Origin of the sequence: Candidatus Magnetominusculus xianensis, from assembly GCA_001541255.1 — a bacterium.
GTDB classification, from domain to species: Bacteria; Nitrospirota; Thermodesulfovibrionia; order Thermodesulfovibrionales; family Magnetobacteriaceae; genus Magnetominusculus; species Magnetominusculus xianensis.
This window is the reverse complement of record LNQR01000058.1, coordinates 27,038-40,788: the sequence shown is the minus strand read 5'-3', so window position 1 is coordinate 40,788 and position 13,751 is coordinate 27,038. Positions and strand designations below refer to the sequence as shown.

The window sequence follows — 13,751 nt, the reverse complement described above, 5'->3', positions numbered from 1 at the left end:
ATGAAAAAAATTCTCTTCAGAGGCGACGCTAATCCACCGATTGGCACCGGCGATTTGATGTCACTGGTAAATCTGTCTTATTATTTTGAACAGGACGGCTGGGAGGCGTTTTTTCTTATTCGCGGTTATGAGGCAGGCAGGACAATCATGGAATGCAGGGGCAACGTAACCGTTGTCCCACCTGAGTGCCCATTACAGGAAGAACAACAGGCGATTGAGAATCTCATAGTTCAAGAAGGTATAGATGTCCTGTTTCTTGAAATTACGCAGAGGAAACTCACCGACTATTGCTTACCCCCGGGGGTAAAAAAGGTCTCTGTAAACTTTGACGGCATCATTCCTGATGACATAGACATAGTGATTAACTGGGATATCGAAGGCACAATCTATTTCGATAAGAAGCGATATCCGAAGACGAGGTTTCTCATAGGACCGCAATATATCATACTGCCGCCTAATTTCAACAGGGGGCGTATTGCTGCCCGCACCTATGCCCCAAGGCCGCAAAACCTCCTGATTGCAATGGGCGGGGCTGACGAATTAAACTTTACAGGGAAGGTCGTCAACGCCATATTAGAATACAAATTAGATATGAACATTACCGTAATAACCGGGGCTGGGTTTATGTTTAAAAAAGAGCTGGAGACTGCCCTGTCGAAATCAGAAATCAGGCCCGTGGTGAAACAAAATGTAAAAGACATGCTTGGAGAGTACATGAATTGTGATGTGGCCATAGGTGCCGGAGGGCTGACCTCCTATGAGCTGATAGCATCGGGCACACCGGCGATTTTGATTGCCACATATGAACATCAAATCCCACGTTGTAAGTATTTCAACTCAAATAACTGGGCCAAGTATCTTGGCTACAGGACATTTAATGCTGAGGAGCTTATATATTACATACAGCACCCGCCGGAAGTATTAAAAGTAAATATTTTTGACACTGGGAAAATAGTGGAAGCCGTGAATTCGCTATTGAGGCATTACTCGTGACATTAAACACCAGTACTTTTCTAACATAGCAGTTGCAATTTCAGGGCTTGAAGGCCATTGACCGCGCCGCTGCCCCGTATGGGTTTGATAGTCACCCAAGTGGTCGGGGTCAGGCTGAACCACTTTTCCATCTTTCAAGAATAACAGCCCTATTTTATCGGTAGGTATTTTGGCGACAAAGGCGTCGGCTTCATTCAGGACTTGTCGTAATCGCGTCATAGTCGCTGCGACATTAACTGGCGGCTCACTGGCAACTCGCCGAAAATCGGCCTCTGTATAAATAGCAAGACGGTGGATTTCGTTTATAAGTCCTTCGGGCGTAAACCCAGGGGACTTCTCAACAGCGGCCAGGACAACGGACCCTATCGGTAAAATCCGATCATGAATAGTTATTAAATCCACCACGTCACGCGGCTCTCGTCGTCCAGCAGCGGCCAGAACCTTATTCATAGCAAGATCGACAGGGTGGAGAACATAGCCAAAAGCCTCATCCTGCACAGTCGGAAAAAACCGGAAGTCGCTGTCAACAACCCATTCTAGTTTTGTTGTCCCAGTTTCATTAGAGGCCAGCACGGTGTAAATGGTCGGTTCGCGCCTTAACCATTGGAGGGAGTAACCATTGACCTGCAAGACAGAGCTATCCTCACCTGCCGCCTGAGCCACTCTTTCTTCACGGTCATGGAAAATATCGATGTCTTCGGAATAGCGAGGCGCATACTTGTTTAGCGGTGTGCTGCCAGCAACATAACTTTCCGGGTCACGGTGAGATGCCAGTAGACACAAAATCTCGGTCTGTATTTTAGATAGCGGCACGGCAAGCTTTCTCAATCTGCTCTGCCAACCGTCTTGCCTCAAGATCACCTTCTGTTCTAAGGCTCCGTGTGATGGCTAAAGCATCTTCGCGGGTTGGATTTGGCACGGGACGGCTGCTCCATAAGGCAGCTGCACCATATTTTTGAAACGCAATGCGATAAAGTACCTCTATGTCTTTCAGTTGCTTAATCATGTCTATAATATATCACTTGATGAGGTATTTTGCAAGATTTGGTATAACAAATATTTAGCTGAAGTAAAAAGGGTGGGCGCTCATCCAGCGTCTAAATTGTTTTGGCAGCGTGTTATATCTAATCCCCATTGCATACCCGGCATATCTGAAGCAGGCATCGACAATGAAGTAAATCAGCCAGTACAAGTTTCCTTCTTTGAGTAGCATGGCAGCGCCTTGTCTTAAATATCTTAACCCCTCCCCTGCGGGACTGGCATATTTCAACAGCCTGCCTTCATTTAGTGAGACACCTATGTCGAAGTTTCTCTTAAACTGTTTCATAAACGAATAATTGTGTGAATGAATCACCACTGCCCCGGGACAGTATGCAGTTTTATAGCCAGATAAAATAAGCCTTGAGGAGAACATCATGTCTTCGTTCATAATGACGGAGTTAAACCCACCTGATTCCACAAAGACCTCCCGCTTTATGGCAGAACATACGTTGGAGAAAAAAAAAGTCTTTATCCCAAGTTTCCTTAATAGTTCCAGGCTTTTTAGAGCTGGCACCGCCGGATAGTTGAACTGTCGCGAGAATTTCTCAACAGGAGAAGCATCAGCGGCAGGGATTTGCCTTGCGTATGATGCTGCCGTCTGTGGGTCTCTCAGGGGGGCAATAAGCTCCTGTGTCAGCCTGTTATCGGCAGGTACGGCGTCCTGTGTCATAAATATTATAACATCGCCTGATGCTTCGGCAGCGGCGACGTTGCGTGTCGAGCCGTGGTTAAACACCTTCCTGTCGATTTTTATTACCTTACAGCCCAGTTCTGCTGCCTTGGCGGCAGAGTTGTCCTCAGAGGCAGAATCGATTACGATTATCTCGCAAACGGCCATAAGCTGCCCCCTGATTGCTTTCACTATGGTATCAAGCAGTCCTGACGCATTTAAAGTTGGTATTATTACGCTTATTGACGGCGCTTCTGTATCTGCCACTTATTTACCGTTGCAGGATGGACAGTTTGGGTCCTTGTAAATTTTGAATTTACGAAAATCCACAGACGCCCCTTCCCAGACAAGCAGCTTGCCCTTTAGGTTTGTGCCCACTCCGGAGAGATACTTCAGGGTCTCAAGCGCCTGAAGCGTACCAATAACCCCCGGGGTCGTGCCAAGTACGGGAAATACCTCTGAAGGCGGCGCCTCCTGAAATAAACACCTCAGACATGGCGTCTCCGGCACTTTAATAAAGGACATCCTGCCGTCCATGCCCCAGATGCTTCCATACACCAGTGGAATGCCTTTTCTGATTGCTGAGTCATTCAGTATATAGCGCGTTGGGAAGTTGTCCATACAGTCAAGGATTATGTCCGAGTTTGCAACAAGTTGGTCTACGTTATCAGCCGTGATTTTATCTGTGTGTGCGGTTATTTTTATATCTGAGTTTACGGTACCTAATGTGATTTTCGCCGACAACGCCTTATTTACGCCAATGCGTGAGGGGTTGTGAAGGATTTGTCTGTTAAGGTTTGAGTAGTCTGGTGAGTCAAAGTCACAGATAATTATATGCCCTATGCCAGCGGCAGCCAGGTAGATAGATACAGGTGAGCCAAGCCCCCCTGCACCGGCTATAAAAACGGTTGAATTCTTTAGTTTGTCCTGTGTCTCCAGTCCCCAGCCTTCCATCATAATCTGTCTTTTATAACGCTCAAGTTCGTTTGTAGATAGTGGCATTGATTTCCCTCCAGTAGAAGATATTTGAACAGGCGTTTAAAATATCCTTGCCGCTGTCGATATTATTTCTTTAGAAATGTTGCAGCAAGCTGTTTATCTACTTTAAACTCCTTTACACCACGTTCTAGGATAATCCCAGCTTTTTTTAACTTTGACATCGTGCGGGATACTACTTCTCTGACGCTTCCCGTCATTGAGGCGATTTCCTGATGTGTAACATTTAAAGAGACAATGTTGTCTGAAGGTGATTTCTCAGAAGCCATCTCTATTATACATGAAAGCACCCTATTCTCTACGTCTTTGAATGTCAGGTCTTCAACTATCTTTGACAGATGTTGCACCCTTGCACAAAGAGTTTGTAGTATTTTAATGCCCTGTCCGCTTAAGCCGTTACACACCATCTCAAGAAATGTCTCAGCAGGTATACATATTACAGAAGTCTCCTCAATAGCAATTGCATTTACAACTTGCTTTCTGTCTGTATAGAGCGGGGCACAACAGAAATGCTCTCCGGCAGTCATCGTTTTTATAACAATCTCCCTGCCTTCCTCAGATGCCTTAAACAACTTAACTGCCCCGGACACTATAATGTATAAAAATTTAAGCTCATCGGACGAGGAAAAAAGCACATCGTTTTTAGCGATTTTTTTTACATATGACTTCCTCTCGATTAACTTAAGCTCCTCAGTGCCAAGTCGTGAGAGACAGGGCAGCACCTTGAGCTTATTTCGAGTCACTTTTATAGTTTCAGTTGTCGTTCCCACACCAGTACCCATTTAAAAAGTCACAATATCTCGTATATGGCGATTACAGCACCTGTGTACATCCTTCCATAGAGTTATATTAACATTATGCTGGTGAATAGTCAAGCGTTTAAGCGTTTTAGCCATGGGGGGGGTCAGCTTAGAATTATTTGACAATTGAGAAAATAACCAATTATACTGGGTTATCAAGTAAATCATTAAGGATGGTTTTATGAAAAACGAAGTGAAAAGACTTATCGCCTTAGGCGGTGGCGGCCCTGCCGTAGGGCTGGCTCTTGGTGTATTGAAGCGAATGTCAGAGTGTCAGGACATTCGATTCGATGTGTGGACCACAGCTTGCGCAGGCGCATGGCTTGGGATGGCTTATAACGTCGCTCCCGAAGGCAAAGAATATGAAAACGCACTGAGATTCTGCCAAAACAATATGAGACCTGACAATCTCAATGCCTCATTCCCGATACCGGCTCAGTTTGTCCCTGACTTTATGGGAATGATTGAGAATGCTTTCGAGTATCTCAAGGATCCGAAATCCCTTGAACATTTAAACGTCCCTCAATACTGGCCAAAGGCCCTCCATCACATGATTGAACTGATGAATGACCAGTCCAAATGGACCAAATGTGAGATAAACCCCATGATATTAAATGACATACTTGCTGTTAATCCCATCAGTCGGCTCATGATTTCAGCGCTCTTCAGAAGCGGGATAACGGGGCTTGCCCGCATGTATTATGACGACTGCAAGTACAAGGAAAATGCCCTAATTTATAGCATTGATGAGGCATTTAAGCCCGGCAGACCAGTCATATACCACAACGCCTATAATCTGACAGACTGCTGCGTGGAGTTATTTGTCAACTCAACTGCCCATCCAAAATATAAACCCATGTCAATGAAAAGTCTGCGCGCCGGTTCGGCACTGCCCTATATCATCGAACCTATTGAACTGGACGGCAAGATGTACTGTGAAGGCGCTATGGTCGATACTATTAACTTTAAGGATATAATCAGAAACCACCCCGATTTGGATGAGATTTGGGTGGTACGCCTGCTCAATCTTAGTCAGATCAAGGCCCCAAAGTCTCTGCTGGACTCGCTGAATAACCTGATTATGCTCTTTGCCGCCAGCATGTCAGAAGACGCTATCTCCATGTTGAGATTCCGGCTGGAAAAACGCCGTATGAGAACCCGTGTTATCGAGGTGCCAGTTATGGGAGATATACTTTACGAATGGTCAGCAAGCAACCTTGAGCAGAGCATAGAACACGGCTACCGCGAGGCAGACAGTATTGTCGGCAGATACAAGCCACGCTACATCATGACCCCCCAGTTTAATACAATGAAGGTCATCACACGCCGTGCCTCCGCACATACAACTATCGGCGATGAGCACCTGATGAACGAGACCGCCCTCTATGCCGCCGCTAAACAATCAGGACAGCCATTTAAGATTATCTTCCAGGAGCTGGCACATATTGTTGCCATGATTGTCCCGCATATGGATATTGCCAGAAAATCCTGCGACCATAAGGTGGCTGCCGAGGTGCAGTCCTACGAAGACGAGATGGAATCAAGGGCAGTTATGCTCACAGACGCACTAGAGATTCTCTACTCTGAATCCACAGATTTTAGGGAGCGGGAGCTGGCCAAGATATGTATTAACTTAACTGAGCTTATCTATGGCTTGAGCAGAGATGCCGCAGAATTTATCCTCAACGTGATTGCTTACAGCGGGAATGACAACATTACCAGCCATAGCAGGAACTTTATTGAATCCATAGACATAACACTAATGACACTGGAAGATACACTAAAAGAACCCTCAGCCGAAAACTTTGCTGTCATTATGAAAATGGCATATGACCGCAGCGGCATGATGATAGACTACCGCAACGATTTTCTGGCAGCCAATGCCGGTGTTAGCTCAAAGGAGGTGGCTGAGATATTTGTCTTAACTGATCTTGCAGAGAAGTTCTTCGACAATGTCCTCAGAGTGGTCAGAAAGTATGAACGTTACATTAACTATGAGAAACATCTGAAATAGAGGGCGCAGAGGCTTGTCTGATGACGGATAAGATAACAGATAAGAAGAAACAGTGGCTTGTCGTATTCAGCCTGTCTATTGGAATCCTGATGGCCTCGCTTGATTTTTCCATAGTAAACGTATCTCTGCCAACCATTACCGGGTATTTTGGGACAAACACAGATACGGCCTCATGGGTGGTACTTTCGTATTTTCTGGCCAATATGGGCTTGACCCTTGTTGTTGGAAGGGTTGGGGATATCTGGGGCTTTAAGAAAATATATGTCTGGGGCATGGCGCTTTTTACGCTGTCATCGTTTATGTGCGGCGCATCGCAGTCAATAGAGATGCTGATCATCTCGCGGGTTATGCAGGGGATTGGAGGCGCAATGTTTTCCACCCTGGTCTTAGCCATGATAAGCGCCTATCTGCCAGCTGAGTTTCGCGGTAAGTATATTGGTATAGTAAGCATGTGCAAGTCTCTTGGTGTGATGATGGGGCCGGGGATAGGCGCCCTGATTACCTCATATGTCAGCTGGAAGTGGGTGTTCTTTGTCAATATCCCATTTGGGATAGCGGCCTTTGCCAGTGCCGCAGTGCTGCTTAGGCAGGATACCGCTAAAAAGGCTCATGCAAAATTCAGGATTGGAGAGGCCCTGCTGCTCATTGTTTCTCTGACTATATTTTTCTATATAACGTCCTCGGGCGAGACACTTGGGTGGCTGTCACCGTTAGTGCTGACGCTGTTGGTGTCCTCGGGGTTTGGAATCGTGATGTTTGTCCGCACGGAGTTAAAGATTGACTCACCGCTGATAAACCTCTCTTTACTGAAGATTTCAGGCTTGTCGATGGGGTTGATTGCAAATACGCTCAGGTTTGTAATCATCTTTGGGATGAATTTTCTGCTGCCGTTTTACTTTGAGATAGGGCTTAATATTTCATTAAAAGTCTCTGGCCTGCTTCTTATGATACCATCTGGCCTGATGGTCGTGATGAGTCCTTTTACAGGGAGGTTGTCAGACAGGGTCGGCGCACAAATGCTGTGTATCTTAGGCATGGCCTTAAGCGTTGTGTGTTTTATAATGCTGACATTGGGCGGTTCTCAGGCAGCGCTCTGGTATGTTGTAATGTCAATGGTCGTGTTGGGGCTGAGTTCAGGATTCTTTTCTTCTCCAAACGATGTACTCATAATGAGCCATGCCCCAAAGGGGATGGAAGGCCTGGTGTCCAGCCTGAACATTATGGCCAACAGGGTTGGCGGTACAATAGGCATTATTGTTTTCCAGAATGTTGTGTCACTGTCTATGCCCCAGGGCATGGATATAAGGCCTGGGGTACCGCAGGCAGTCCTTCACAGGGCATTTGAGAATTCCTTTATTGCCGCTGCCGTACTCTCGGCAATAGTTATCGTGTTTTCATTCCTTGCAAAGGACGCAAAAAAGAATGCCGTATGAATTACTGCCGCTTTAAGCGCCAGTATCTTTAAAAAGGAGCTGAACTATGTTTGATATTAACGTAACACTGGAAAAATCTTACACGGTTTTCGATATGGACCGTCTTAGCTTTGATGCAGACTTGCCGCTGGGAATAAAATATATGCGTTTTCTGGCTAAGCACAATAAAGACCTTCAGGGCAGCAGCGATATAGTTGCCATATTTCACGGTGATGCCTGCCACATGGTACTTACAGACGATACATACAATGCCTATAGAAAGATATCATATGGAAATCCATATAAAACGATGCTCCAAGAGCTGATTGCCGAAGGCGTGGGGATTGAAATCTGTGGTGTTACCATGAGAAATCACTCATGGACAAAAGAGCATCTCATTGCCGGTGTGAAAATAAACTCCAACGGGCTGTTACGGCTGATTCAATTGGGACATAAGGGATATGTCTTGATTCGCCCATAAAATAATATGTCAATTACTTAGTGCTATATGTTATTATATCAATTAATGAAGCGGTTAATCTTTATTGCAGCATTAGTCATGGTGTTGGGCTCCTGCGGGGGTGATAGCCCCAAGTCTATGTTCGATACGGCCCAGCTTGAAGAACTCCAAAACAATCCCAAGCACGCCATAGAGATATACGAAGAAATCGTAAACAAATACCCAAACACCGAATTCGCTAAAAAATCCAAAGAACGTATTGAAAAACTCAACCAGCCTGCCCAATCAAAATAATATGCTATGTTAGCCGGTCTCACTGGTAGTATCGGAAGCGGGAAGACTACTGTGCTTGGGCTGTTTGCTAAACTGGGGGCACGCACTACAAGCGCTGACGAAATAGTTAAGCGTCTGCTTGGTGAGGATAAAATCAAGCAACAGATACGGGCAACGCTTGGAAGCGGTGTGTTTTTCAAGGACGACACCCTTGACAAGCAAAAGACCGCAGCGCTTGTATTCAACAACCCTGGGCTGCGAAAGAGGCTTGAGGGGATTGTCCATCCTGCCGTTATGAGAGAAATAAAACAGTTCGCCAATCTGAACACTGGTGATATAAGTGTTGCTGAGATACCTCTGCTCTTTGAAGGCGGTTTTGAGGCCGAGGTTGATGTTATTGTCACTGTTACCGCCCCCAAAGGGCTTGTCTTCGATAGACTTGGTAAAAAAGGCGGATTGTCTAAAGATGATGTCATTAGAAGGCTTGCCTGCCAAATCCCTGACGAACAAAAGACAGCAAATTCAGACTTTGTCGTCGTCAACTCCGGCGACATCGCCTTTGCTGAACAGCAGGTAAGGGAAATCTACCGGCTGTTACGACATCGGTGCAATGTTTAGGGCACACAGAAGCGGCATATAGATAGTGAAACACGCCCCGTCTTTTGCATTAGCGAACTCCAGCCTGCCGTTCATGTTTTTTTCAATAATATTCTTGGACATGTAGAGGCCAATCCCTGTGCCTTTGTCTCCTTTTGTGGTCACATATGGTTCAAACAACTTGTTTACGATTGTCTCCTTTACACCGCCGCCGTTGTCACATATCTGTACTACGGCATTTTCTACTTCAGCGGTTATCTTTATAGTTATACGCCCGCGCTCCATTGCCCCTTTTAACAGTCGCTTACGCTCTATTATGGCATCTCTTGAGTTGTTTACTAAGTTTAATATAGCCTGCTTGAATTCGTTTGGATAGCCCCAGATGACCGGGTCTTCGTCACACTGTATCGTGGCGTCTATGTTTCTGTTAATAAACTGCAGATATATCAGCGCCAGAATATCTTCAACCGCCTTTTTTACCCTGAAAGCGGTCATTTCCTTTGCAGGTTTGAAGAAATTCCTGAAGTCCTCGACTGTCTCAGCCATATAGTTGATGAGCTTCATTGATTCGACAATTACATTATTGACATATGAGCGGTCGATTTTGTTGTCAGCGAGGTCATCTTCCATATTTTGAACCAGCAGGGCTAGTGTGTTCAGTGGCTGTTTCCACTGGTGGGCAATGGCGCTTATCATCTCCCCCATTGCAGCCATTTTGGACTGCTGAATCAGAAGGCGTTCCTGGACTAATCTCCTCTCCGCCTCTTTCTGAAATTTATTGCCCAGCGTCAGGTTTAACTCCCGCAGATTTTCCTCCGCCTTAATGCGCCGCTTATAGTTTCGATATGCCTCGATTATGTTGCCGCAGGCGCAGCTAAATGGATGAAGAAATTCAACAAGCCCCTCATCATAGCCGCCCTCTCTGTTTGCTATTGCTGCAAGCCCCACAAGGTCACTGCCGCAATATATCGGAATCCCCAGAAATGACCTCAGCTGAGGATGCCCCTCTGGAAGGGTTCCACGGCGGGGGTCATTTGGCGGGTCAGACGATATTACCGCCTCGCCAGTCTTTATTATGGAGCCGATTAAATTGTTCATATTGTGAAATTCAAATCCATCTTCCAGATGTTCATTAAACATCTTTCGTGTCTCTTCGTTCCACGCGATGTTAGAAACTGCAAAGGTACTCAGGTATTCATTGCCTTTTTCATCCAGCAATATCTCTCCTATTATGCCAAACTCGCTGCTTGTCAGAGACAACAGCACCGCAAGCAGCTCATTCATCAGTGCACGGGGTTTTGGTGAGAGAATGAACTTTGACTGGATGTAGCGTATAGCATCGAGAAGATTGTTAGAGCGTACCAGGTTGTCAGCGGCGAGGGCACGTTCACGTTCTGTTTGGTTTTTTTTGAGCGCGTACTTGATGGAGTTATACAATGTGTCCGGGTTAAGATTCTCTCTGAGCAGATAGTCAGACACACCAAGTTTCATGATCTCAACCGCTGCCGCTTCAGTACCCTTTGCAGCGACCACTATGACAGGTATCTTTAAATGCCCAACCCCATCCTGAAGTTTTTCTAAAAACTCATGCCCAGCCTCGCCAAAACTGTAATAACTCAACACAATGCAGGCACACGTGTACTTGTCACAGTGGCGCAGCCCTTCCTCTAACGACCAGACACTCAGAAGTTGGACAGGCTCTGACAACCGGCTGCAAAGTCCCTCTGTAACTGTATCGGGTACATCGCCCACATCGCCTATGATAAGAATGTTTAACTGTTGCATGATTATATCCCAAGGTAAGAGCCTTTCCTAGCCTGTCCACCCCCCGGAGTTAGTTGATTAATAATATTGGACTGTAAAGGCGGCGGCCGGATTTGAACCGGCGCATAAAGGTTTTGCAGACCTCCCCCTTAGCCGCTTGGGTACGCCGCCATTGCTGACATAAATATAACATAAATAGGTATTTCTTTTCCATCAGAATATATTTATGACTTTAAAAATATCCGGCGGCCTCTGAGTATGAAATAATTGAATATCAACATACCAACCGGTATCAGCAGGAGAGTAAATCTCTGTAACGTATCTTTATATTTAAAAACTACGCTGTGGCTGCCGGTGTTGTTGATTGCTATGGATTGAAACGCAATGTTGGCCCTGTATATCTTCGTGTCCTGACCATCGACATAGGCCCTCCAGCTTGGGTCGTAGTTGTTTGACACAACGACAGAGGCCGGTGTGACAAGCTCTAGGGTAAGGCTGATTTCATCCGGGGAATAACGGTCAAGCGTTATCCTGTTTTTCTTAAATTGTTCGTCATCTGTGCTGTCAGGTAAGGGGGAAGGCGACTCCGCTGCCGAGAAATAAACCGTATTGACCAGCTCCGCCCCCTGCGTCTGAATTAGTGTATCATAGACGGCCTTATCTGTCTCCAGTGTTTTAATGTTTTTCACAAGGTAGACCCTGTCAAAGGCGGCATTAAACCTGACCACTACTATCTTTTTTGAGTAAAGCTTCATCAGATTGCCAATTGCCCCGGGACGCTCTTCAACAGTACTGCCAGCATAAATTGTAGTAAATATGCCGCCCGGCTGGGAAGCGACACCCCTTGCAACGATATATCTTATATTCAAAAAAGAATACGGGTAAAATAATGTGTTTGACGTAAAGTTTGAAATAAACAGGTTATACCAGTTGCTCTCGAAATATGGAAGAAACCCGGGGTCTGAAAGCTGCGGGGCTATTACAACTTTGAAAAACTCCCTGTAGTATTTGTTAAAAAGAGGGCCTCTGCCGTCTGGAGTTTCAAACCCCTGTGACTGTATATGTGGAATTGTCGTATAGTCAACCGATGCCAGCCTGAAGGGGCCAAATTGATTATAGCTGTTCTCCTGTTTAATACCCTCCAGCGCTTTAACATTTGGAAATACGCTGATATAAGGCACGTATTCCTCCCCGAAAAACCTTGTATATCTCACCTGAAAAAACAGTATAACCCCAATTGTAATAATCAGTATGCCTGCTAACTGCCCCTTTTTCTGAGCGCCTGAGAGCTTATCGCTATACCAGAAAAATGCCCACACTGAAACTACTAACACTGGGGCAAGCGAGACTATATCCACAATCCCGATTTTCCTCGGGCTGAAATAAAATACCGCAGCACCCGCCGCGCAGCAAAACAAGAAGGCAAAGGCAGGGTTTTTCGTCAACATTGGAAAAGAAAAGACTACCGTATTTCTTGCTGTTATAACCATCAGCGATATGAAGACAGCGCTTCCAACATTTAATATAAGGTGCTGAACCCCCTGTGTCCCAGCGGCCTTTGCAATAAATACTGCAAAAAACGTATAGGCAGCGCCCACAGCCACCCCAATCAGAAAACGTTTGGCAAGGGTGTGGTCTCTGACAACCGTATCAATTGCTATAACCGCCGCCATTGTCATCACAATAGGAAATACTGTGGTTATATGACCGAGGTCCATCTTCTCAAAAAGTGTACCCCTGAATATAATATTCACTGCCGGAGAGAACAGGGCTGATAAAAATACCACTATGGCAATAACTATTAAAGACCGCCGTACCCTTAGCGATTTATCCATTATGGCAATCGCACCGGCAAGTGGAGTGAGCGTCATAGTTTGCAGCGCTGAACCGACAAAACCATTATAAAGATTTTTCAGAAATCCCAGATACGACACCGCCTCATACGTATACGTCCTGTGTGAAAACGGTATGTACTTATACAGGCTATAAAGCACCGGCACACACACAAGGATATATCCAAACCACACAAGTGATGTCTTTATCAGCATCCTTAGCCTCAAGTTTTGTCCTTCGGGCTGAAGCAGCAGTATTATCAGCGCTTCTAAGATGAAAAAATACGGCAGCGTCAGTACTGGATACGACAGCGCCACAAACAGGTTTAACCCTATAAGCTTCAGTACTAATGAACCCTTCTGCTGGGTATCCCAGCTCCACGCGAAATACAGAGGAAAGCAATAACTAAACGTATACAGGATAAACAGACTTGACAACTGCATGTTCAGGGCAAAGTACACCCCGCCAACAGCCGCTACCCACCCTGTCACGTTCATATATCCACTGAGAAATCTGTACATCCCATAACCTGCCGCCGCCATCATAGTGATGACCATTGCGCCGTACACTGCCCACAGCGGTACTACCTGAGCCACTATATTCAGGATGTAGAGTGGGCTGTGATGCCATGCGTATGCCGGTGCCCCGCCAGGCCAGTTCGGATACCAGAAATACGGGCCATGTCTGAATAACAGCTCCCCCATCGGCTTATATCTTGGAAAGTCTGTCTCGAATATATCGTGAAGCTGTATAGCCGCCAATGGCCCCAGCGTCAGCTTGTCTATGAAAAACACCGCCGAGATGATTATAAAAAACAGGACAGCCCTCTTCCTGTCTTTTAATATATAGTCTTCTATGTATTCTTTAAACATGAGAGCCTAAGCGGTGAGTTAAGAAA

General features: G+C 45.7%; 13 protein-coding genes and 1 tRNA gene. 6 read left to right on the top strand and 8 right to left on the bottom strand.

Annotated elements, in window-relative coordinates:
- Entirely contained in the window at window positions 1-993 is a 993-nt protein-coding gene (locus tag ASN18_RS08085; protein ID WP_085052237.1) for a glycosyltransferase, read from the top strand.
- Here the strand turns inward: ASN18_RS08085 and ASN18_RS08080 are convergent.
- The 5 genes from ASN18_RS08080 to ASN18_RS08065 all read right to left on the bottom strand — a co-directional run bounded on the left by ASN18_RS08080 (window position 973) and on the right by ASN18_RS08065 (window position 4,482).
- Window positions 973-1,821, bottom strand: a complete 849-nt coding sequence (locus ASN18_RS08080) for a hypothetical protein (RefSeq protein ID WP_157072890.1) — start codon at window positions 1,819-1,821, stop codon at window positions 973-975. The genes ASN18_RS08085 and ASN18_RS08080 overlap by 21 nt on opposite strands.
- On the bottom strand, window positions 1,793-1,999 hold the full coding sequence (locus tag ASN18_RS17145; protein WP_157072889.1) for a hypothetical protein: 207 nt from the start codon (window positions 1,997-1,999) through the stop codon (window positions 1,793-1,795). The genes ASN18_RS08080 and ASN18_RS17145 overlap by 29 nt, the downstream gene beginning before the upstream one ends.
- A gap of 54 nt (window positions 2,000-2,053) precedes the next feature.
- Window positions 2,054-2,971 carry a glycosyltransferase family 2 protein gene (locus ASN18_RS08075; protein ID WP_085052235.1) on the bottom strand — a complete coding sequence of 306 codons (918 nt, stop codon included), beginning with the start codon at window positions 2,969-2,971 and terminating at the stop codon, window positions 2,054-2,056.
- The gene (locus ASN18_RS08070; protein WP_085052234.1) at window positions 2,972-3,706 is read right to left on the bottom strand and encodes a HesA/MoeB/ThiF family protein; all 735 of its coding nucleotides are present in this window, start codon (window positions 3,704-3,706) and stop codon (window positions 2,972-2,974) included.
- Window positions 3,707-3,768: 62 nt separating this feature from the next.
- Window positions 3,769-4,482 (bottom strand): Crp/Fnr family transcriptional regulator, encoded by a 714-nt coding sequence (locus tag ASN18_RS08065; protein WP_085052233.1) that lies wholly within the window; start codon window positions 4,480-4,482, stop codon window positions 3,769-3,771.
- Between the two features lie 199 nt (window positions 4,483-4,681).
- Between ASN18_RS08065 and ASN18_RS08060 the strand changes: the two genes are divergently transcribed.
- The 5 genes from ASN18_RS08060 to coaE all read left to right on the top strand — a co-directional run bounded on the left by ASN18_RS08060 (window position 4,682) and on the right by coaE (window position 9,277).
- Complete coding sequence (locus tag ASN18_RS08060; protein WP_085052232.1) at window positions 4,682-6,514, top strand: patatin-like phospholipase family protein; 1,833 nt, start codon at window positions 4,682-4,684, stop codon at window positions 6,512-6,514.
- Window positions 6,515-6,534: 20 nt separating this feature from the next.
- Complete coding sequence (locus ASN18_RS08055) at window positions 6,535-7,947, top strand: MFS transporter (protein WP_085052231.1); 1,413 nt, start codon at window positions 6,535-6,537, stop codon at window positions 7,945-7,947.
- Between the two features lie 46 nt (window positions 7,948-7,993).
- Complete coding sequence (locus ASN18_RS08050; protein ID WP_085052230.1) at window positions 7,994-8,407, top strand: DsrE family protein; 414 nt, start codon at window positions 7,994-7,996, stop codon at window positions 8,405-8,407.
- A gap of 117 nt (window positions 8,408-8,524) precedes the next feature.
- On the top strand, window positions 8,525-8,680 hold the full coding sequence (locus ASN18_RS08045) for a tetratricopeptide repeat protein (protein ID WP_157072888.1): 156 nt from the start codon (window positions 8,525-8,527) through the stop codon (window positions 8,678-8,680).
- Window positions 8,681-8,686: 6 nt separating this feature from the next.
- Complete coding sequence (gene coaE, locus ASN18_RS08040; RefSeq protein ID WP_085052228.1) at window positions 8,687-9,277, top strand: dephospho-CoA kinase; 591 nt, start codon at window positions 8,687-8,689, stop codon at window positions 9,275-9,277.
- Here coaE and ASN18_RS08035 read toward each other — a convergent pair.
- The 3 genes from ASN18_RS08035 to ASN18_RS08025 all read right to left on the bottom strand — a co-directional run bounded on the left by ASN18_RS08035 (window position 9,254) and on the right by ASN18_RS08025 (window position 13,725).
- Window positions 9,254-11,041, bottom strand: a complete 1,788-nt coding sequence (locus ASN18_RS08035) for a sensor histidine kinase (RefSeq protein ID WP_085052227.1) — start codon at window positions 11,039-11,041, stop codon at window positions 9,254-9,256. The genes coaE and ASN18_RS08035 overlap by 24 nt on opposite strands.
- 77 nt (window positions 11,042-11,118) lie before the next feature.
- A tRNA-Cys gene (locus ASN18_RS08030) sits at window positions 11,119-11,191 on the bottom strand.
- A gap of 53 nt (window positions 11,192-11,244) precedes the next feature.
- Complete coding sequence (locus ASN18_RS08025) at window positions 11,245-13,725, bottom strand: hypothetical protein (RefSeq protein WP_085052226.1); 2,481 nt, start codon at window positions 13,723-13,725, stop codon at window positions 11,245-11,247.
- Between the last annotated feature and the right edge of the window lie 26 nt (window positions 13,726-13,751).

Coding starts and splice junctions, on each gene's coding strand:
- ASN18_RS08085 (WP_085052237.1), top strand. CDS start 1: ATGAAAAAAATTCTCTTCAGAGGCGACGCTAATCCACCGATTGGCACC.
- ASN18_RS08045 (WP_157072888.1), top strand. CDS start 8,525: ATGTTCGATACGGCCCAGCTTGAAGAACTCCAAAACAATCCCAAGCAC.
- ASN18_RS08055 (WP_085052231.1), top strand. CDS start 6,535: ATGACGGATAAGATAACAGATAAGAAGAAACAGTGGCTTGTCGTATTC.
- ASN18_RS08035 (WP_085052227.1), bottom strand. CDS start 11,041: ATGCAACAGTTAAACATTCTTATCATAGGCGATGTGGGCGATGTACCC.
- ASN18_RS08065 (WP_085052233.1), bottom strand. CDS start 4,482: ATGGGTACTGGTGTGGGAACGACAACTGAAACTATAAAAGTGACTCGA.
- coaE (WP_085052228.1), top strand. CDS start 8,687: ATGTTAGCCGGTCTCACTGGTAGTATCGGAAGCGGGAAGACTACTGTG.
- ASN18_RS08025 (WP_085052226.1), bottom strand. CDS start 13,725: ATGTTTAAAGAATACATAGAAGACTATATATTAAAAGACAGGAAGAGG.
- ASN18_RS08070 (WP_085052234.1), bottom strand. CDS start 3,706: ATGCCACTATCTACAAACGAACTTGAGCGTTATAAAAGACAGATTATG.
- ASN18_RS08050 (WP_085052230.1), top strand. CDS start 7,994: ATGTTTGATATTAACGTAACACTGGAAAAATCTTACACGGTTTTCGAT.
- ASN18_RS17145 (WP_157072889.1), bottom strand. CDS start 1,999: ATGATTAAGCAACTGAAAGACATAGAGGTACTTTATCGCATTGCGTTT.
- ASN18_RS08060 (WP_085052232.1), top strand. CDS start 4,682: ATGAAAAACGAAGTGAAAAGACTTATCGCCTTAGGCGGTGGCGGCCCT.